Origin of the sequence: Devosia sp. (genome assembly GCF_036563435.1) — a bacterium.
Lineage (GTDB): Bacteria > Pseudomonadota > Alphaproteobacteria > Rhizobiales > Devosiaceae > Devosia.
Genome location: NZ_DATCMJ010000014.1, coordinates 474,158 through 493,221, shown reverse-complemented (window position 1 = coordinate 493,221; position 19,064 = coordinate 474,158). Strand labels below are relative to the sequence as shown.

The following is a 19,064-nucleotide window of genomic DNA, read 5'->3' as shown; positions in this document are numbered from 1 at the left end:
GCGCGGCCCCTGCGATAGAAGCGGCGTGTTGAGCAGCCTTGCGCCGGAGCATGACCATGGACCGTATCGATCCCCAACTCGTCACCATCTTTGGCGGCGCGGGCTTTGTCGGCACGCAGATCGTGCAGATGCTGGCGCGGCACGGGCACCGGGTCCGCGTGGCGGTGCGCCGTCCCGAGCTTGCCGGGCACGTCAAGATGTTCGGCAGCGTCGGGCAGATCCAGCCGATCCAGGCCAATGTCCGCAATGCTGCCTCGGTCGAGCGCGCGGTACGCGGCGCGGGCATCGTGATCAACCTCGTGGGCGTGGGCCAGTCGCGCGGGGCGCAGAGCTTCCGCGCCGTGCATGTGGACGGTGCGCGCAATATCACGGTAGCCGCAAAGGCTGCGGGCGCGACGTCGCTGGTGCATATGTCGGCGCTTGGAGTGGATGTTGCCGCTGGCGTCAGCGAATATGCGTCGAGCAAGCTCGACGGCGAGGCGGCCGTGATGGAAGCTTTCCCGGAGGCGGTGATCATGCGGCCTTCGATCATGTTCGGGCCGGGCGACGGCTTCTTCAACCTGATGGGCGTTCTCGCCCGCGTCTTCCCCGTCCTGCCGCTGATTGGCGGCAGCACCCGCTTCCAGCCGGTCTATGTGCGCGATGTTGCGGAAGCCTTCGTCCTGGCTGCCGAAGAGCAGGTCAAGACCGGCAGGATTTATGAGCTGGGCGGGCCGGACATCGAGACCTACAAGGACATCATGCTGCGCGTGCAGCGCGAGGCGGGCCGCAACAAGCCCATGCTGCCCATCCCGGCCGGCATGGCCAAGCTGATGGCACTGCCCATGTCGATCCTGCCGATCAAACCGCTGATCACCGGCGATCAGGTGGAGCTGCTGCATGTCGACAATGTGGTGTCGGACCTCGCCACCAAGGAGAAGCGCACGTTCAAGGCGTTCGGCATCACACCGACGGGCATGGATACGATCCTGCCGACCTATATGTACCGCTTCCGCAAGCACGGCCAGTTCGACCGTGACGACGCACCCTCGCCGGTGCTCTAGCGTCCGCTACTCAGCCGCAAAGACCAGCGCGAGCCCGCCTAGAATGGTGAGCGCGCCATAAAGCAGAAGCCCGACAGGCCCACGTGGCTTGGCGGGCTTATCCGTTTTCGGCGGGTCGGTGTTTCGTTGGGCCATCATCTCCTCCTCAGGATGGAATGCTCCGCGAGGTCAACGCGCAGGCCACGAGGTTAGTTGCAGATGTTGATGACGGCGCGCGCTAAACTATCGTGCGATATATCTTGTAATCGCCCAAGCGGCGCCCATCTCTTGAGCCAGTGACACGCAAGACATATCGGAGACACATCATGGGCAACTGGCAGGACGAAGCCAACTGGCGGCGCATCGAGGCCATGGCACGCAAGGGCTGGGGACGATTTGCAGCCGGCCTCGAGAGCGGCGAAGGCTGGGGCAATATGGGCGGCAATTTCCGGATCGGCCGCATGCTGGCCTCGGGCGACCTGCGGCTGGTGGCGCTCTTTCTGATCGAGCAGCAGCCGCGCCACGGTTATGACCTGATCAAGGCCATCGAAGAAAAATCGGGCGGCTTCTACACGCCAAGCCCAGGCATCGTTTATCCGGCGCTGACCTTCCTCGAGGAGGCGGGCTACGTGACCTCGCAGGCGGACGGTAACAAGAAGCTCTACACCATCACCGATGCTGGCCGAACCCACCTCAGCGACAATCGGGAAGCCATTGAGTCCACCCTGTCCTTTCTCGCCAAGGCCGGCGAACAGATGAACCGCTTCCGCGAATTCGCCCGTGCCGACTGGCCCTTTGGCGGCCGTGAGCATGGCGCAAGCGATGACCTCGGCAATTGCCCGCCGCATCGTGGCTTCAGCCCCGGCTGGGGCGGCCGGCCTGATGGCGACCGCGATCTCAAGGACGTGGTGCCCGAACTCAACGAGGCACGCCGGGCGCTGAAAGCGGCGATCAAGAAGGCGCGGCATGGCAGCGAGGAGCAGCAGCGTCACGCCGCCGACATCCTCCATCGCGCGGCGGCCGAGATCGAGGCTCTGGGCGAGGACGATGTCGACATCTGACACCGGGATGTGAGGCGCACGAGGCCGGCTTGCCAGCAAGCCGGCCTTTTTCGTCAGGAACTAACATGTTAGCGTGAGGGCATGCAGCAAGCCGTCCTCACCTCGACCCAGCCCAAGGCGCCATCGCCTGATCGCCTCCAGGCCGGCGAGCGCGTCGCCGCCCGCCTCAAGGGCCGGGTCCGTGGGGCCATCCATACCGATCCGTTGATGACCTATGCCTGGAGCGGCGATGCCAGCTCCTACCGGCTGATCCCCGCTGTCGTGGTTTTTGTCAATTCCGAGGACGATGTCCGCCTGGTGTTCCAGGCGGGGCGCGCCGAAGGCCTTCCGGTCACCTTCCGGGCTGCCGGCACATCGCTGTCGGGCCAGGCGGTGACCGATGGCGTGCTGGCGGTGCTGGGCGATGGCTGGCGCAAGCTCGAAATCCATCCCGGGGCCGGGCAGATCACGTTGGGCCCGGCCATCATCGTGGCTGAGGCGAACCGGGCGCTCAAACCGTTCAACAAGAAGATCGGGCCCGATCCGGCCTCGCAGGCCACCTGCAAGATCGGCGGCGTGGTCAACAACAACTCGTCGGGCATGTGCTGCGGCGTGGCGCAGAACACCTATCACACGATGGCGCGCCTGCGCATCGTGCTGGCGGATGGCACAATGCTCGATTCCGGCGACGCGGCGAGCCGGGACGCCTTTCGCGTGACCCATGGCGGGATGTTGGATGCGCTGCACCAGCTGCACCACGAGGTCATGGCCGACCGGGATCTCGTGGCTCTCATTCGCCACAAGTACCGGATCAAGAACACCGTCGGCTATTCGCTCAATGCGCTGGTCGACTACCATGACCCGCTCGACATCTTGATCCACCTGATGGTGGGCTCGGAAGGCACGCTCGGCTTTGTGTCGGAGGTGACCTACAACACGGTGCCCGAGCACCCCTTCAAGGCGACGGGCCTTGTCCCCTTCCCCGATCCGCAATCGGCGGGAACGGCGATCATCGAGATGGCCAATGGCGGCGTGCAGGTGACGACCGGGGTCACCGCTGCCGAATATATCGAGCGCCGGGCGCTCGCGACGGTGGAACACCTTACCCCCATGGCGCCGCTCCTCCCCTGGCTGACCGCCGATTCACCGGCCGTGCTGATCGACGTCACGGCGCCCGATGCCGCCAAGCTCGCCGTCGAAGTTGCCAAGACAGCGGACCTGCTTGCCCGTCACGGTGCGACCCATATCGATCTTTCCACTGATCAGCAGCGCAGCCAGGCGCTGTGGGATATCCGCAAGGGCTTTTTCACCTCGGCCGGTGCCGCCCGCCCCAAGGGCAGCATCATGCTGACCGAAGACGTGGCTGCGCCGATCGAAAAGCTCGCCGACTTCGTGGTCGACCTGCGCACCATGCTCGACGATCACGGCTACCTCGACGCCGTCATCTTCGGGCATGCGCTTGCCGGCAATCTCCATTTCCAAATGGGCGACGATTTTTCCAAACCCGGCGCTGCCGAGAAGTTCGACCTGTTCAACCAGGCCCTGAGCGCACTCGTCTCGGGCCGCTACGGCGGTTCGCTTAAGGCCGAACACGGCACCGGCCGCGCCATTGCGCCCTTTGTCGAAGCGGAATGGGGATCGCAGGCCTATGCGATCATGCACCGCATCAAGGCCCTGTTCGATCCCGAGCGCCTGCTCAATCCCGGCGTGCTGCTCAACGACGACCCCAAGGTTCACGTCAAGAACCTCAAGCTGATGCCGCTCAGCGACGAGGTGGTCGACCTCTGCATCGAATGCGGCTTCTGCGAGCCTGCCTGCCCCAGCCACCACATGACGCTGACGCCGCGCCAGCGCATCGCCGTGACGCGGGAGCGCTCGCGCCTGCGCGAAACGGGCGAGGACCCGGCGCGGCTCGCCAGGCTCGATGCCGATTTCCGATATGCCGGCATGGACACCTGCGCCGCCTGCAACCTATGCGCCCTCCGCTGCCCCGTCGGGATCGAAACGGGCACCATGATCATGGGGGAACGCGCACGCCGCCGTGGCGGCACGGCCCAATCGGTGGCGCGCCTTGCTGCCGACCATCGCGGCACGTTCGAGCGCGCCATGCGTGGCGGCCTTGCCGTGGCCGATGCCGCGCGCGCGGTCATTCCGGCGCCGGTTGTCGAGGCGATCACCGATACGGCGCGGCGCGTCACCAACAAGCGGATGCCCCGGGTCTCGCGTGCCCTGCACCGCGGCCCGGGCGCGCCTGCAGTGCACAGAGACAAATCCGAGAGGCGCCGCCAAACGGTCGTCTATTTCCCCGCCTGCCCGAGCCGCATGTTTGGGGCGCCCCAGACGCGGCATGGGCTTCTCGACACGCCGTCGGCCATGCTGGCGCTGCTGGAGCGGGCGGGGTTCGAGGTCGTGCTGCCCGAGCGCCTTGCCGGCCAATGCTGCGGTCAGCCCTTCCAGTCCAAGGGCTTTCCGGAACAGGCGGCCGAAGTCGGCAAGGCGCTCAAGCGCGAGCTCTCGACGCTGACCGAGGCGGGGCAGCTCAAGGTCGTGACCGATGCCTCGACCTGCGCCAAGCACCTGCGGGAGTTTCCGGGTGATGCGGCGGTTGCCGATTCTGCGCAGTTCCTCCTTGCCGAAGTGCTGCCACGCCTCCTCATCACCCAGAAGTTGCCGGTTGTGGCGGCGCACCATAATTGTTCGGCACAGCGGCTGTTAGAGCAGCCGGCGACCGAAGCGATTGCCGCTGCATGCGCAGAGAAGGTTGCTGTCCTCTCCTCGATCACCTGCTGCGGCTATGCCGGCGACAAGGGGCTCTTTGTTCCCGAACTCAATGCCCATGCCTTGCGGCGGGTGGGCAACGACGTTCCCGACGGGTGTGAACTGGGTGTCTCCACCGTCTCGACCTGCGCCTTGGGCCTCACGGAACATGCGGGCGTGCCATTCGTCAGCCTCGCCAGTCTGCTGGAATGGGCGAGCCGCTAGTGGTTCGCCCTGTCGGAGGGTGACCTCCAGCCCGAAACGCGCTAGTGCAGGGCCAGCAAGCCCCGGACATCCATGACCATCACCACCACCATCACCGCGCTCGGCCACAAGGGCGAGGGCGTTGCCGAAATCGACGATCGCAAGGTCTTCGTCCCACTGGCGCTGCCGGGAGAGGAAGTCGACATTGCAGTGGAGGGCGACCGGGGAACGCTGCTGGCGCTGCGGCAGGAATCGGCGCAGCGCATCAAGCCGTTCTGCCCGCATTTCGGTGCCTGTGGCGGCTGTCAGTTGCAGCATATGGACCGGCCAAGCTACGAGGCGTTCAAGACCGCCCTGGTTGAAACGCCGCTGCATTTTGCCGGCATCGAGACCAAGGTTAGCCGGTTCATCGATGCGTCGGGGGACGGGCGGCGGCGGGCGACGCTCCACGCCCGGCGCGAGGGCGCGGGCTATATGCGCCTGCGCAGCCATCAGGTGTATGACATCGATGCCTGCCCGATCCTCGTGCCGGCTTTGCGGCGCGCGCCCGACATCACGCGCGCAGTGATGCAGGCCGTTGGTGAGGCGGATGTCAGCTTCACGGCCACGCTGAGCGGGCTCGACGTGGCCATTCGCACCGAAAAGAAGCAGGCGCGGGCTGATCGCGTGGCGCCGCTTGCCGCGCGGTTCGGATTGGCGCGTCTATCGCTCAACGGCGAAATGGTGCTGCAGGCGCAGCCGCCGATCGTTGCCATGGGCCGGGCGCAGGTGGAGCTGCCAATCGGCAGCTTCCTTCAGGCCACGGAGGCGGCGGAACTGGCGCTGGCCGAGTATGTGACCGCGGCGGTCGGCAAGGCCAAGACCGTGGCCGACCTCTTCTGCGGCGTCGGTCCCTTTGCCCTGCGGCTGGCGGAGCAGCGGCCGGTCTTTGCAGCAGACAGCGACAAGGCCGGTATTGCCGCGCTGGACAAGGCACGGCGCTTCGCCAAGGGCATTCGCGAGGTTTCGGCCAAGGCACGCGACCTGTTCCGCGATCCATTGACCCAGTTCGAGCTGCCTTTCGAGGCGGTCGTGCTCGACCCGCCCCGTGCCGGCGCCGAGGCGCAGGTGCGGGAGCTGGCCAAATCCAAGATCAAGACGGTGGTGATGGTAGCCTGCGATGCGCGCACCTTTGCGCGCGACGCCGCCACTCTGGTGGGCAGTGGCTATGCGATGAGCGACCTGGTGGCAGTGGACCAGTTCACCCAATCCACCCATATCGAGATTGCTGCCACATTCCGGCGCTAGATAGTTCCGGGCCGAACGCAACCGCCTCCGAGGCGGCGCGTTTGGGTCAGCGTCAAACACCTTAATCGAGCGGCTGCGTGGGGCGGACGTTGTTGCGAATGGAGAATCCCATGCATTTCTGGAAGAAAACTCTTGTTATCGGCACCCTTATCGCGGGCGCGGCCATTCCGCTCCAGGCGCAGGAGGCCAGCGGCACCTTTGATCCGAACGGCACGTTCGTCGATCAGTGGGGCACGACCTTTACCTTCTCGCTCTGCGGCGACGGCACTGCGCTTTGCGGGACGCTGGACGTGCTCAAGGGCGACTCCGCCACCGAGGAGAACCTGGCCTTTGTCGGCAAGCAGGTGATGCAGGCCGCGGCAACCGGCCCGAACGAATGGAAGGGTGCTCTGGAAGCGGGTGGCATCAGCGCGGAAGCAACGGTGACGCAAACCAGCCCCGACACGATCGACATCCAGGGTTGCCGCGCAATCCTCTGCCAGACGATCACCTATACCCGTAGCTAAGCTACGGCGCGATCAACGCGGCGCGCGCTTGGCGAGAATTCGCTGCAGCGTGCGCCGATGCATGTTGAGCCGCCGGGCCGTCTCGGAGACGTTGCGGTCGCAGAGCTCATAGACGCGCTGGATATGCTCCCAGCGCACGCGATCGGCGGACATGGGGTTTTCTGGGGGCTCGGGCTTTTCCTCGCCCGTGGCCAGCAATGCATTGATGACGTCGTCGGCGTCGGCAGGCTTGCTGAGATAGTCGATGGCGCCAAGCTTCACAGCGGTTACCGCCGTAGCGATATTGCCATAGCCGGTCAGCACGACGGCGCGAGCATCGGGGCGCTTGGTGTGAAGGGCCGAGACCACTTCCAGGCCATTGCCGTCTTCGAGACGCAGATCCACCACAGCGTAGGCGGGTGGCTTTTCGCTCACCGCTGCGAGGCCCTCGGCAACCGAGCCGGCGATCCGGACATCGAAGCCGCGGCGCGCCATGGCGCGTTCGAGGCGCTGGAGGAAGGCCGCGTCATCGTCTACCAGCAAGAGACTGGGGTCGGTGGCCAGGAGATCTTCGATCGTGCTCATGCCTGTCATGTAGGGCTTTGCGGGGCAAACGTCAAAAAATTCGGCGCTACGCGATGCTTTGTCGCGACGCTAGATGGTGGGTTCCACTTCCACGGCAGCGCGCGGCCAGACAATGCGGACACGAGCGTGACCATCGTCGGCGACATTGTCGAAGGCTAGGCGGGCGCCGGTGCGCTCGAGGAGGGTCTTGGCGATGAAGACACCAAGGCCCAGCCCACCGGGCTTGTTGGCATCCGGGCCATGGGGATCGCGCGGGCGGCTGGTGAGGTAGGGTTCGCCAAGGCGGGCGATGAGCTCGGGGGCAAAGCCCGGGCCATCGTCGGTGATCGTCACCGTGACCTCGCTTGGCGTCCAGTTCGACTCCACCTCCACCGTTGAGCGGGCGAAGTCGCTGGCGTTTTCGATGAGGTTTCCGAGGCCATAGAGCAGGCCGACGCTGCGCTGGATCACCGGCGGCAGGCCGTCGCTGGGTTCGGAATAAAAGAGGATCACCTTGCCGTGGCCCTCATGGGGACGCGCCACTTCGGCCAGGAGATCGGTCAGGGGCACGGCGGCAAAGGGGTCGCCGCCTTCATTGCCGAGGTTGCGCAGCTTGGCGAGGATGGCGCGGCAGCGCGCGGCCTGAGCGATGATCAGTTCGACGTCTCCCGCCAGGTCGCTGCCCGGCTCCGCCTCCGCGCGCATTTCCTTGGCGGCAAGGGCGATGGTGGAAAGCGGCGTTCCCAGCTCGTGGGCGGCGGCGGCGGCGAGGCCGTCGAGGGCGGAGAGCCGTTCGCGTTGCGCCAGCGCCAGTTCGGTCGCGGCCAGCGCGTCGGCGATCTGGCGGGCATCGTGCGCCACCCGCATCGTATAGGCGGAGATGAACACCACGCCGCAGATGATCGAAACCCAGATGCCGATCACATAGATGCGGTTGAATACGATGCGGTCGTCAGGCGCCCAGGGCAGCGGCAGGTGCCAGACGGCGAGGAGCGATGCGATTACTGCCGCGAGAAGCGCGATTATGACGGTGGACCGTTGCGGCAGGGTCGTGGCCGACACCGAGACGGGGGCGAGCAAGAGCAGCGAGAAGGGGTTCTGGAGGCCCCCGGTCAGCGCCAGAAGACCGCCGAGCTGGCAGAGGTCGAAGGCGACCTGCCCTGCGGCGAGGACGGCACTGGGGCGATGGGTGGCACCGAACCGCAGCACCAGCACGATGTTGAGGACGGCAGAGAGGGCAATCAGCGCCAGACATTCGAGCAGCGGCAGCGGGAAGCCGAGGCCAAAGGCGACGAAGAGCACGCCGATAGCCTGCCCGATCACGGCCAGCCAGCGGATCAGCACCAGGGTCTGCAGGCGCAGCGGCCGCCAGGTCGTAGGCAAGGGCAGGCCGTCGGCCGGAGTGGTGAGCATATTACGGGGCTTTCGCGGCAGGATCGCCGCCCGCCATAGTAAGGCAGGATCGGCATTTCAAGATCACAAAATCGACAGGCACAGGATTGATCCCGTCCGGGCATGGGCCACGTATTGCCTATCGTGACTGGGAGACTCCAACCGAAATGAACACAGCAATCATCAAGCCTCAATGGTCGCCCCTGACCATCGCCCTCATGGTCCTGGGCTTTATTCTTTTCTGGCCGCTTGGCCTGGCCGTGCTCGGCTACATCCTCTGGGGTGAAAAGTTCGGCGGCTCGCCCGAAAAGGCGCAGGCCTACTGGAACAAGGGCAAAGCCTGGTGCACGTCCAACAAGGGTGCACAGCGCAACTGGAACAACCGGAGCTATGGCATGAACTCGAGCGGCAATGCAGCCTTTGACGAATACCGCGCCGAACAACTCAAGCGCCTCGAGGAAGAGCGCGCCCGTCTCGACGCCGAGATCGACGCCTTCCACGAATACATGGCCAACCTCAACAAGGCCAAGGATCGCGAAGAGTTCGATCGCTTCATGAACGAACGCCGCGGTTCCCGCCAAGGCTATGGCGACCAGAACAATGGCTGGAGCAACAACGGCTAAGCCGCTCCCGCCTGACCAAATCCTCCTGAAGCCGGTCGTTTCGACGACTGTACTGGCGCCCCGCAAGGGGCGCCTTTTTTGTATCGGCTGTGCAGGTACCTGACCGGGAGGCAGGGCTAGCGGAATCACGCTAGTATTGCGGCCATGAATCTCTTCTTCCGCACTAGGCCAAAGATCCCGACCAGCACCGCGTTGGAGATCGATGGCACGACGGTCAGCATCGCCGTCAAGGTCAATGCGCGCTCCAAGAGCTATCGGCTCTCCCTGCCGGCGACGGGACCGGTGTTGACGCTGCCGCCGCACGGCAAGTGGGCGGAAGCGGAGGCCTTTCTCCACCGTCACCGCGGCTGGCTGGCGGCGCGGATCAAACGCGCGCCGGCTGCAGCGAGCTTTGCCCATGACGGAGTGGTGCCGCTGCGTGGGGTGGACCATCGCATCGTTGCCACGGGAAAGGTGCGCGGCCGCGTCGAGCTGGCAGAGCTCGATGGCGAGAGGGTCATCCTTGTGCCAGGCGAAGCGGCTCACCAGGCGCGGCGGCTGGTGGACTGGTTCAAGAGCGAAGCTCAGGCGGACCTGGAACAGCGGACCGCTTTTCATGCCGGGCGGCTGGGCGTGGCCGTCAAGGCCGTGCGGATGCGCAGCCAGGCCAGCCGCTGGGGCTCGTGCTCATCGAGCGGCAACATCAACTACAACTGGCGGCTGATTTTGGCGCCGCCCTTCGTGCTCGACTATGTGGCGGCCCATGAAGTGGCGCATCTGGTGGAGATGAACCACTCGGCGGCCTTCTGGGCCACGGTGAAGCGCACCCTGCCCGAGATGGAGCGCGGGCGCGCCTGGCTCAAGGCGCATGGCCGCCAGCTTATGGCGCATGGCGGCTAAACGCCCGCGGTCAGCGTGGTCCGAGGGCGCTGACGCCCTCAGTTCTGCTGGTCGCCGAAGATCAGGTCCATCAGCGTACGCTGCGAGCGCTCGTTCTGGATCGGCACGGTTTCCCCGAGATTGGCCGGCGGCTGGATCTGCTGCGGCTGGATGACCTGAGGCTGCTGCTGGGCCGGGGCGCTGGGCACCCAGACCTGCTGACCCGTCGCCGGATCGACCACCAGGTTCATCGGAAGGCCGGTCGCCGGGTCGATAGGTGCCTGACCGACGCCATTGCTCTGCGGCTGCAGCGGGAAGCCGGTGACCGGATCGACAGCCTGCGGCTGAACGACCTGGTTTCCACCCACGACCTGACCCACAGGCAGGCCCGTCGCCGGATCGATCTGTACGCCATTGGCATCGACCAGCATGCCGCCACCCGTATTGCCGACGGGCATGCCCGTAGCCGGGTCGATCTGCTGGCCAGCGACGGGAAGGCCCGTGGCGGGGTCGATCTGCTGACCGCCGACTGGGAGGCCCGTGGCCGGGTCAACCATCTGGCCGGTCTGGATCGGCTGGTTGGCCGACATGGCCGTGGCCGGAACATACTGCCCGGTGGCTGGATCGAGCTGCATCAACTGCCCTGTGGCCGGATCGGTCATGGTCTGGACGGGTTGGCCGGTACCGGCGTCGACATATTGCGTCATCGGCTGACCGGTGGCCGGGTCGATGACCGCCTGGCCCGTCGCCGGATCGAGCACCGGCTGGGACACAAGCTGGCCCTCATAGCTGCCGCCCGGAATGGAGGCGATCTGCTTGCCCTCATGTGCCTTGGTCATGAATTCCGACCAGATCGAGGCCGGAACGTTGCCGCCCGACAAGGTGGTCTTGGTGTCGTTGTCGTTGCCGAGCCAGACGCCGGTGACCATGGCGGCGGTGTAGCCGACAAAGAGGGCGTCGCGGGCATTCTGCGAGGTGCCAGTCTTGCCGCCGAATTCCCAGCCGCCAAGGTTGGCGCCCTTGCCGGTGCCGACCTCAACGGCGGTTTCCAGCATGTCGTTCATCTGCGCCAGCACGGTTGGATCGACCACGCGGCCCGGGCCGGCATCAGACGCCTGGTAGAGGATTTCGCCGTCCTTGGACTGAATGGAGGTGATCACATTGGGGATCACTCCCATGCCGCCATTGGCGAAGGGCGCATAGGCCGAGGTCAGCTCAAGGAGGTTCACCTCCTGGGTGCCCAGGGCGATGGAGGGCACCGGGGTAAGGGGCGAGGAAATGCCCATGCGCGTCGCCACGTCGATCACCGCTTCGGGCGTCACGTCGATGGCGAGGCGCGCCGCGATGGTGTTGAGCGAATAGGCTAGGCCCTGACGCAGCGTCACCGTGCCGGCATATTTGCCGGAAGCGTTGCGCGGGCTCCAGCCCTGGTATTCGAACTGCGCATCTTCTGCCAGGGTATCGGGCGTGTAGCCCTTTTCCATGGCGGCCATGTAGACGAAGGGCTTGAAGGTCGAGCCAGGCTGGCGCTTGGCGGTGACGGCGCGGTTATACTGGCTGGCCTGGTAGTCGACGCCGCCCACCATAGCGCGCACGGTGCCGTCCACATCCATGGCAACAAGCGCGCCCTGGCTGAAGCCGCGGTTCGGACCCTCATTGGCCACCGCTTCCTTGACGATGAACTCGGCGTCCTTTTGCAGCTTGAAATCGATGGTGGTCTGCACCACCACGTCGGTCTTGATCTCGCCGATATAGGAGGTCATCAGCGACTCGACCCAGTCGGCCACATAGGATTCCGAACCGGCCACGCGGGTGCGCACGGTTTGGTTGGGATCGATCTGGGCGGCTTCGGCCTCTTCCTGGGTGATGAAGCCGTCGCGCGCCATGGCCGCGAGGGACAGACGCTGCCGTTCGATGGCGCGTTCCGGATTGCTCTTCGGATTGTAAGCCGACGGTGCCGGAAGGATGCCGGCCAGCATGGCGGCCTGGCCCAGCGACAGATTGCGCGCGGAGACGCCGAAATAGGTCTGTGCCGCAGCCTCGATACCCGTTGCGCCGGCGCCGAAATAGACGCGGTTCATATAGAGCTCGAGGATTTCTTCCTTGGTGTAGTTCTGCTCCAGCCATACCGCGAGGATCATTTCCTGGATCTTGCGGGCGATCGTCTGGTCGGGGGTCAGGAAGAGGTTCTTGGCGACCTGCTGGGTGATCGTGGATGCGCCGCGAGTGACGTCGCCAGCCTGCACGGTTTCGATGGCGACGGAGATCAGGCCCAGCGGATCGACGCCGAAATGACTCATGAAGCGGCGGTCTTCCGAGGCGATGATGGCCGCCGGAACGTAGTAGGGCAGTTCACGATAGGTGATGGCTTCGCCGCCGGTGGCGCCACGATTGGAAATCAGGCTGCCGTCGGAGGCCAGGATGCGGATATTGGGCGGCCGGTCGGGAATGGCCCAGGTGTTGGACGAGGGCAGTTGCGCGCCGTAGTAGACGATGACGCCAATGCCGGCGATGCCCACCCAGAGGCAGGCCACAAAGCCCCACCAAAGGAGGCCCATGAGGAAGCCACCGGAACGGGACCGGCGCTTTTTCGGCTGAGCCTTGCCGCGGCGCGACGGCTTTGGCGGCTTGCCGCCACCGCCAGTGCCCTTGGTGCTGCGCGAGGGCCGCTCATCGGCGACCGAAAAGCCCATGGACTGGCCGAGCGTGGGCTCCACACGGTCTCCGCTCTTGCCGCGCGACCGTGCCTTGGGCTTGGAAGCCCTGGATGGCTGATTGCCTACGCGATCGTCAGCGGAAATGCGAAAATCCATCAAGCATACCCTAGAAGTGGTGCCTCGTGCCCGCTTCTACCCTGTTCCGCTGCGTCGGGGAACAAGAGGTTAGCGACTGGTTAAGGCGGCTTGACCGTCATGCGGGCGCGACATTGCTGCCGAAGCGCTTTCCCGTGCGATCACGAGCCGCTTCTCAGGGGAAATTGTGGCCGGTTTATGTGGGGACTTCCGGTTCCCGCGCAGTGTTGCCCTCCCGTCACAAGCCATGCCTTGCCCTTGCCACGTCGGCTCGATTATGTCGCGCGGGCAAACCGGGAGGTCCCATGCGTCGCGCCATTGCTGCCATAATTCTCTTCACGCTTGCGGCACCTGCCCTTGCCCAAGAGCAGAGAACAGTGGAGCAGGCGTTGAATAGTGCACTCACGACCTTCGAAGAGGCGCTGCCGACGCTCTCGGCAGAGTTCGGGGTTGACGTTGCCGCCTATCGCGATGCGCTCAGCCTGCAGCGGTTTCAATCCGGCTATTGGGGTGGCACCATAACCGTCGAAATCGAGCGGCGCGACAGCGCCACCGGCTCGTGCGGTCAGTTTGCCGCCTTTGTCCGCATACCGCCGGAGAACGGGGCGGTGCGGCTGGTGCTCTGCCCCCAATTCTTCTCGCGTGGCGCAGACGCCTTGCGCCAGCTGACCATTCTGCATGAGATGGTGCATGTGGTGGCCGGGCCCGACGAGTGCCGGGCCATGGCCTTCGCAGCACGGATCGAAATGGCAGCAACCGGCGCGTTCACGCCGGTTGACCGCTATTGGCGGGCCAACGGCTGCGAGCAGTCGGATTACCGGCTGCCCTAGCTTTCAGCTAGCGCCAGCCCAGAGCCGGGGCGACCAGTTTGAGGATGCTCTCGATGACGTGGGCATTGTAGTCGACGCCAAGCTGGTTGGGCACGGTCAGCAGGAGCGTATCGGCTTCGGCGATTGCCTCGTCCTGCCGCAGCTCCTCGATCAGCTTGTCGGGCTCACCCGTATAGCCGCGGCCGAACACAGCGCGCTTTTCCGGCTCGATATAGCCGAACTGGTCTTCTTCCTTGCGGCCGGCGCCGAAATAGGCACGGTCCATGTCATTGACGAGGGCAAAGATCGAACGGCTGACTGAAACGCGCGGCTCGTGCGCGTGCCCGGCCTCTTTCCAGGCGGCGCGGTAGGCGCGGATCTGCTCGGCCTGCTGGATATGGAACGGCTTGCCGGATTCGTCGAACTTGAGCGTCGAGGATTGCAGATGCATGCCCATCTGTGCAGCCCAGACGGCCGTGGCATCGCTGGCGGCACCCCACCAAATGCGCTCGCGCAGGCCCGGCGAATGCGGCTCGAGCCGCAACTTGCCCGGCGGATTGGGGAACATCGGGCGCGGATTGGGTTCGGCAAAGCCATTGCCCTTGAGCACTTCAAGGAACACCTTGGTCTGCTCGCGCGCCATGTCCTGATCGGTCTGCCCCTCGGGCGGATTGTAGCCGAAATAGCGGAAGCCATCGATCACCTGCTCGGGCGAGCCGCGGCTGATGCCCAGCTGCAGGCGGCCTCCGCTGATCAGATCGGCAGCGCCGGCATCCTCAGCCATGTAGAGCGGGTTTTCGTAGCGCATGTCGATGACGGCCGTGCCGAGCTCGATGCGCTTGGTCTTGGCGCCTGCGGCGGCCAAGAGCGGAAAGGGAGAGGCCAGCTGGCGGGCAAAGTGATGCACGCGGAAATAGGCGCCATCGGCTCCCAGTTCCTCGGCAGCGACTGCCAGGTCGATGGACTGCAGCAGGGCGTCGCCGGCCGAGCGCGTGCCCGATTGCGGTGAGGGCGACCAGTGGCCGAAGGACAGAAACCCGATCTTTTTCATGGATGAACCTGCGCGTTGCGTCCCCCGGTGCGAAGGACTGCCCGATAGCTATGATGCCGGACTGGTCAGAAAAAGCCAGAGAAGCAGAACGCATCGTTCCTGCCGCTGAACAACCGAATGAACCTGCTGACTCCTGGCGACGTTGAGACAAACAACAGCAAAGGAGATTCAAATGGCAACGAACACCCATACATCACGGGGCCGTGCCCAGGACCGCGCCAAGGTCGCCGCCGGACAGGACCATGAGGTTCGCTATGAAGCCGATAAGACCGGTGCCAGCAAAGGCGAGGTCAAGGCGGCAGTGAAGGAGGTCGGCAACTCCCGAAAGGCGGTCGAGAAAGAGCTCAAGCACTAAGCTCGAGCTCCCCGTAGATCAGACCGGCGGCATAGCCACCGGTCCGTAAAGATCAGACGTCCAGGTTGCTGACGCTGAGGGCATTGTCCTGGATGAAGTCGCGACGGGGTTCGACGAGGTCCCCCATCAGGGCGGTGAAGATCTGGTCGGCTTCGTCGCTCTGGTTGATCTCGACCTTGAGCAGGGTACGCGCGTTGGGATCGAGCGTCGTTTCCCAGAGCTGGGAGGCGTTCATTTCACCCAGGCCCTTGTAGCGCTGGAGCGACACGCCCTTGCGGCCGGCATCGGTCACCGCTTTGAAGAGGCTCGAGGGACCATAGATGTTGATGGTCTCGCCCTTGCGGGTGAGCGTCGGCACGCCACCATAGATCTCGTCAAGCCGCTCGGCCATCTGCCGGAGCTTGCGGGCGTCGGCGCTCTGGAGCAATGCCTTGTCCAGCAGGTGCTTTTCGGCCACGCCGCGGACGGTGCGCGAGAAGGCGAGGTCATCGGTATCGGTGATTTCGCCGGACCAGCCCTGCTCCCATTCGTCCGAAATGCGGTCGAGCCGGTTGGCCACGCGAGCCATCACCTCGCCGATCTTGTCAGGATTGTTGAGACCATCGGGATCGAGGCCGCCGACGATTGCCGCCTGTTCGACCAGGCTGCGGCTGTAACGGGTGTTGAGGTTTTCGATGGCCGCAACGATCTGGCGGGCCTGCTGCACGATGCCCTGGAGATCGGCGCCGGCATGCTGGTGACCATCGCGGGTGGTGAAGACCGCATCGTCGAGCCCTGCCTCGATCAGGTAATCGATCAGCGCGTCTTCGTCCTTGAGATACTGTTCGGACCGGCCACGCATGGCTTTGTAGAGCGGTGGCTGGGCGATATAGACGTGACCGCGCTCCAGCAGTTCGGGCGTCTGCCGGTAGAAGAAGGTCAGCAGGAGCGTGCGAATGTGGGCGCCGTCCACGTCCGCGTCGGTCATGATGATGATCTTGTGGTAGCGGAGCTTGTCGGCGTTGAACTCCTCGCGGCCGATGCCGGTGCCCAGCGCCGTGATCAGCGTACCGACCTGGTCGGATGAGATCATGCGATCAAAGCGCGCGCGCTCGACATTGAGGATCTTGCCGCGCAGCGGCAGCACGGCCTGGTTGGAGCGGTCGCGCCCCTGCTTGGCCGAACCACCGGCGGAGTCGCCTTCCACGATGAAGATTTCCGACTTGGCCGGATCGCGCTCCTGGCAATCGGCGAGCTTGCCGGGCAGCGAGGAGATTTCCAGCGCGCCCTTGCGACGCGTGAGTTCGCGCGCCTTGCGAGCAGCCTCGCGGGCAGCGGCAGCCTCAGCCACCTTGCCGACGATGACCTTGGCCTCGTTGGGGTGCTCCTCGAACCACTGGCCGAGCTTGTCGTTGACGATGTTCTCGACGACAGGCCGGACTTCGGAGGACACCAGCTTGTCCTTGGTCTGCGAGGAGAATTTCGGATCGGGCACCTTGACCGAGAGGACGCAGGTCAGGCCTTCGCGGGTGTCGTCACCAGTCAGCGTCACCTTTTCCTTTTTCGCGATGCCGCTGGCTTCCGCATAGCCGACAACCTGGCGCGTCAGGGCGCCGCGCAGGCCGGCCAGGTGGGTACCGCCGTCGCGCTGGGGAATGTTGTTGGTGAAGCAGAGAACGTTCTCGTGGTAGCTGTCATTCCACTGCAGCGCCACTTCGACGGTGATGCCGTCCTTTTCGCTGATCATGGTGATGGGCCTGTCGACCACAGGCGCCTTGGACTTGTCGAGATACTGCACGAAGGCTTCGAGGCCGCCTTCGTAGAAGAGTTCGGTTTCGATGGGCTCGGGATGACGCAGGTCACGCAGCAGGATGCGAACGCCCGAGTTCAGGAAGGCGAGTTCGCGCAGGCGGTGTTCCAGCGTCTTAAAATCGAACTCCACCATGGTGAAGGTATCGGACGACGGCAGGAAGGTGATTTCCGAGCCGGAGCGGCCTTCATAGGTGCCGGGCTTTCTGTCTTCCTTGTATTCGCCCACGACCTTGAGCGGCGCCACGGCGTCGCCATGGGCAAATTCCATCTCGTGAATCTTGCCGTCGCGGCGGATATTGAGGCGCAGCCAGACCGAGAGGGCGTTGACGACCGAGACGCCCACGCCGTGGAGGCCGCCGGAGACCTTGTAGCTGTTCTGGTCGAACTTACCGCCGGCATGGAGCTGGGTCATGATGACCTCGGCCGCCGAGACGCCCTCTTCCTTGTGGATGTCGGTGGGAATGCCGCGACCATTGTCGTTGACCGAGCAGGAGCCATCCGGATTGAGCGTCACCGTCACGAGGTCGGCATGGCCGGCCAGGGCCTCGTCGATGGCGTTATCCACCACCTCGTAGACCATGTGATGGAGGCCCGAACCGTCATCCGTATCACCGATATACATGCCGGGGCGCTTGCGCACCGCGTCGAGGCCCTTGAGCACCTTGATGCTGTCGGCACCGTATTCGTTGGGAACGGAATTTTCGTTATCGGTCATGGGGTCCGAATCAGTCGTTTCGAGTAGGTTTCGTTCTAGCGGATGGGGTGCTCAACCCCAAGCAAAATGGGCGTTTGCGCCGGTTTTGCAGGGGATTGCAGCCTTGGTCTGCAGCAGGCAACCGTGGACCGTGCCTCAGTCCTTTTGCAGCCGCCCGTCCTTGACCGTCACCGTCTGTGCCCGATCCCCCAGCGCCTCGAACAGCAGCCGGTCGGTGCCGGTGAGGAAGCACTGCGTGCCCAAGCCATCGAGGGCGGAAAACAGCGCCCGCCGGCGGTCCGGATCGAGATGAGCCGCGATCTCGTCGAGGAGCAGAAACGGCGTGATGCCGGTCCTGAGCTTGACCAGACGGGCATGGGCAAGGATCAGCCCGATCAACAGCGCCTTCTGCTCTCCGGTGGAGCCGAGGGCTGCCGGCATGGCCTTCTGGCGGTAGGTGACGTCGAGGTCGACACGGTGTGGACCAGATATGGTGCGTCCGGCGGCGCGATCAACCCCACGGGACCCCCGCCACAGCTCTGTGAGAGCCGATTCCAGCGCCGCAGCGCTTTGCGGCTCTGCAGCGGATTCAAACAGCGGCGTCAGCGCCAGATGGGCGGCCGGGAAGCTGCCGTCCTCGACGCTTTGCTCGATCAGCGCCTGCAGGTGCTGGAGGCTATCGGTGCGCGCCAGGTGGATCGAGGCACCCAGCTCCGCCAGTTGCGCTTCGATGGCGCCAAGCCAGGCAGGGTCGCCCCCGTCCTCGAGCAGCCGATTGCGCTGCCGCATGGCCTTTTCATAGTCGCCCACGGAGGCGGAATGGGTGGGGATCAGCGTCGTTACCAGCCGGTCAAGAAAGCGGCGGCGGTCGCTGGCCGGGCCTGAAAACAGACCATCCATGGCTGGGGTCAGCCACAGCACGCGCAGGTAATCGCTCATCGCCTCGATGGAACGGGCATTGGCGCCATTGATGCGCACGCGCCGCCCGCCATCGGGCGCAGCGCCGGTGCCGATATCAGAGGGACCGTCATCGGTTTCGACACTGGCGGCAACGGCCCAGGGCAGGTCACTGCCCTGCAGCTGCAGCGTCTCGAAGCTGGCGCCGCGCAAGCCCCGTCCAGGGGAGAGGACGGAAACGGCCTCCAGCAGATTGGTCTTGCCGGCGCCGTTGGGCCCGGTGAGGACCACGTGGCGCGCATCGAGATCAAGCGCTGCTGCCGCATAGTTGCGGAAGGCAGTGAGGCGGAGGCGGGAGAGGTGGCGGGGTGTCAAAGTCTTTCCGCCATGCTGCCTGACCCACCGCGCGTCAGCCTCGGGATCGACCCGAGGGTGTTGCACTT

General features: G+C 64.9%; 16 protein-coding genes. 9 read left to right on the top strand and 7 right to left on the bottom strand.

Annotated elements, in window-relative coordinates:
• Positions 1-56 precede the first annotated feature (56 nt).
• The gene (locus tag VIL88_RS10705; protein WP_331988576.1) at positions 57-1,043 is read left to right on the top strand and encodes a complex I NDUFA9 subunit family protein; all 987 of its coding nucleotides are present in this window, start codon (positions 57-59) and stop codon (positions 1,041-1,043) included.
• Positions 1,044-1,049: 6 nt separating this feature from the next.
• Here VIL88_RS10705 and VIL88_RS10700 read toward each other — a convergent pair whose 3' ends face one another.
• Positions 1,050-1,178: a hypothetical protein gene (locus VIL88_RS10700; RefSeq protein WP_331988574.1), complete on the bottom strand. Its 129-nt coding sequence runs from the start codon at positions 1,176-1,178 to the stop codon at positions 1,050-1,052.
• A gap of 170 nt (positions 1,179-1,348) precedes the next feature.
• On the opposite strand from VIL88_RS10700, the gene VIL88_RS10695 reads away from it, so the two are divergent.
• The 4 genes from VIL88_RS10695 (at position 1,349) to VIL88_RS10680 (ending at position 6,816) form a co-directional block, all read left to right on the top strand.
• Positions 1,349-2,083: a PadR family transcriptional regulator gene (locus VIL88_RS10695; protein WP_331988572.1), complete on the top strand. Its 735-nt coding sequence runs from the start codon at positions 1,349-1,351 to the stop codon at positions 2,081-2,083.
• A gap of 81 nt (positions 2,084-2,164) precedes the next feature.
• Positions 2,165-5,044: an FAD-binding and (Fe-S)-binding domain-containing protein gene (locus VIL88_RS10690; protein ID WP_331988570.1), complete on the top strand. Its 2,880-nt coding sequence runs from the start codon at positions 2,165-2,167 to the stop codon at positions 5,042-5,044.
• A 72-nt stretch (positions 5,045-5,116) separates the two neighbouring features.
• Positions 5,117-6,310, top strand: coding sequence for a class I SAM-dependent RNA methyltransferase (locus tag VIL88_RS10685; RefSeq protein ID WP_331988568.1), 1,194 nt, complete (start codon positions 5,117-5,119; stop codon positions 6,308-6,310).
• 110 nt (positions 6,311-6,420) lie between these two features.
• The gene (locus VIL88_RS10680) at positions 6,421-6,816 is read left to right on the top strand and encodes a hypothetical protein (protein WP_331988566.1); all 396 of its coding nucleotides are present in this window, start codon (positions 6,421-6,423) and stop codon (positions 6,814-6,816) included.
• Positions 6,817-6,828: 12 nt separating this feature from the next.
• Here the strand turns inward: VIL88_RS10680 and VIL88_RS10675 are convergent, their stop codons facing one another.
• Complete coding sequence (locus tag VIL88_RS10675; protein ID WP_331988564.1) at positions 6,829-7,380, bottom strand: ActR/PrrA/RegA family redox response regulator transcription factor; 552 nt, start codon at positions 7,378-7,380, stop codon at positions 6,829-6,831.
• A 69-nt stretch (positions 7,381-7,449) separates the two neighbouring features.
• Entirely contained in the window at positions 7,450-8,772 is a 1,323-nt protein-coding gene (locus VIL88_RS10670) for an ActS/PrrB/RegB family redox-sensitive histidine kinase (RefSeq protein ID WP_331988562.1), read from the bottom strand.
• A 146-nt stretch (positions 8,773-8,918) separates the two neighbouring features.
• On the opposite strand from VIL88_RS10670, the gene VIL88_RS10665 reads away from it, so the two are divergent.
• Together VIL88_RS10665 and VIL88_RS10660 are read left to right on the top strand one after the other, a co-directional pair.
• Positions 8,919-9,374, top strand: coding sequence for a DUF2852 domain-containing protein (locus tag VIL88_RS10665; protein ID WP_331988560.1), 456 nt, complete (start codon positions 8,919-8,921; stop codon positions 9,372-9,374).
• A 144-nt stretch (positions 9,375-9,518) separates the two neighbouring features.
• Complete coding sequence (locus tag VIL88_RS10660; protein WP_331988558.1) at positions 9,519-10,253, top strand: SprT family zinc-dependent metalloprotease; 735 nt, start codon at positions 9,519-9,521, stop codon at positions 10,251-10,253.
• Positions 10,254-10,291: 38 nt separating this feature from the next.
• Here the strand turns inward: VIL88_RS10660 and VIL88_RS10655 are convergent, their stop codons facing one another.
• Positions 10,292-13,045, bottom strand: a complete 2,754-nt coding sequence (locus VIL88_RS10655) for a PBP1A family penicillin-binding protein (RefSeq protein ID WP_331988556.1) — start codon at positions 13,043-13,045, stop codon at positions 10,292-10,294.
• A 284-nt stretch (positions 13,046-13,329) separates the two neighbouring features.
• On the opposite strand from VIL88_RS10655, the gene VIL88_RS10650 reads away from it, so the two are divergent.
• Positions 13,330-13,854 carry a hypothetical protein gene (locus VIL88_RS10650; RefSeq protein ID WP_331988554.1) on the top strand — a complete coding sequence of 175 codons (525 nt, stop codon included), beginning with the start codon at positions 13,330-13,332 and terminating at the stop codon, positions 13,852-13,854.
• Positions 13,855-13,861: 7 nt separating this feature from the next.
• Here the strand turns inward: VIL88_RS10650 and VIL88_RS10645 are convergent, their stop codons facing one another.
• Positions 13,862-14,884: an LLM class flavin-dependent oxidoreductase gene (locus VIL88_RS10645; RefSeq protein WP_331988552.1), complete on the bottom strand. Its 1,023-nt coding sequence runs from the start codon at positions 14,882-14,884 to the stop codon at positions 13,862-13,864.
• A 172-nt stretch (positions 14,885-15,056) separates the two neighbouring features.
• Here VIL88_RS10645 and VIL88_RS10640 point away from each other — a divergent pair, with 172 nt between their 5' ends.
• Complete coding sequence (locus tag VIL88_RS10640; RefSeq protein WP_331988550.1) at positions 15,057-15,239, top strand: DUF3606 domain-containing protein; 183 nt, start codon at positions 15,057-15,059, stop codon at positions 15,237-15,239.
• Between the two features lie 52 nt (positions 15,240-15,291).
• Here the strand turns inward: VIL88_RS10640 and gyrB are convergent, their stop codons facing one another.
• Complete coding sequence (gene gyrB / locus VIL88_RS10635; RefSeq protein WP_331988548.1) at positions 15,292-17,745, bottom strand: DNA topoisomerase (ATP-hydrolyzing) subunit B; 2,454 nt, start codon at positions 17,743-17,745, stop codon at positions 15,292-15,294.
• Between the two features lie 135 nt (positions 17,746-17,880).
• A complete protein-coding gene (gene recF / locus VIL88_RS10630) occupies positions 17,881-18,996 on the bottom strand; it encodes a DNA replication/repair protein RecF (protein WP_331988546.1) in 1,116 nt (371 codons plus the stop codon).
• Between the last annotated feature and the right edge of the window lie 68 nt (positions 18,997-19,064).

Coding starts and splice junctions, on each gene's coding strand:
- VIL88_RS10645 (WP_331988552.1), bottom strand. CDS start 14,884: ATGAAAAAGATCGGGTTTCTGTCCTTCGGCCACTGGTCGCCCTCACCG.
- VIL88_RS10670 (WP_331988562.1), bottom strand. CDS start 8,772: ATGCTCACCACTCCGGCCGACGGCCTGCCCTTGCCTACGACCTGGCGG.
- VIL88_RS10705 (WP_331988576.1), top strand. CDS start 57: ATGGACCGTATCGATCCCCAACTCGTCACCATCTTTGGCGGCGCGGGC.
- VIL88_RS10655 (WP_331988556.1), bottom strand. CDS start 13,045: ATGGATTTTCGCATTTCCGCTGACGATCGCGTAGGCAATCAGCCATCC.
- VIL88_RS10690 (WP_331988570.1), top strand. CDS start 2,165: ATGCAGCAAGCCGTCCTCACCTCGACCCAGCCCAAGGCGCCATCGCCT.
- VIL88_RS10700 (WP_331988574.1), bottom strand. CDS start 1,178: ATGGCCCAACGAAACACCGACCCGCCGAAAACGGATAAGCCCGCCAAG.
- VIL88_RS10640 (WP_331988550.1), top strand. CDS start 15,057: ATGGCAACGAACACCCATACATCACGGGGCCGTGCCCAGGACCGCGCC.
- VIL88_RS10680 (WP_331988566.1), top strand. CDS start 6,421: ATGCATTTCTGGAAGAAAACTCTTGTTATCGGCACCCTTATCGCGGGC.
- VIL88_RS10685 (WP_331988568.1), top strand. CDS start 5,117: ATGACCATCACCACCACCATCACCGCGCTCGGCCACAAGGGCGAGGGC.
- VIL88_RS10665 (WP_331988560.1), top strand. CDS start 8,919: ATGAACACAGCAATCATCAAGCCTCAATGGTCGCCCCTGACCATCGCC.
- VIL88_RS10660 (WP_331988558.1), top strand. CDS start 9,519: ATGAATCTCTTCTTCCGCACTAGGCCAAAGATCCCGACCAGCACCGCG.
- VIL88_RS10675 (WP_331988564.1), bottom strand. CDS start 7,380: ATGAGCACGATCGAAGATCTCCTGGCCACCGACCCCAGTCTCTTGCTG.
- gyrB (WP_331988548.1), bottom strand. CDS start 17,745: ATGACCGATAACGAAAATTCCGTTCCCAACGAATACGGTGCCGACAGC.
- VIL88_RS10650 (WP_331988554.1), top strand. CDS start 13,330: ATGCGTCGCGCCATTGCTGCCATAATTCTCTTCACGCTTGCGGCACCT.
- VIL88_RS10695 (WP_331988572.1), top strand. CDS start 1,349: ATGGGCAACTGGCAGGACGAAGCCAACTGGCGGCGCATCGAGGCCATG.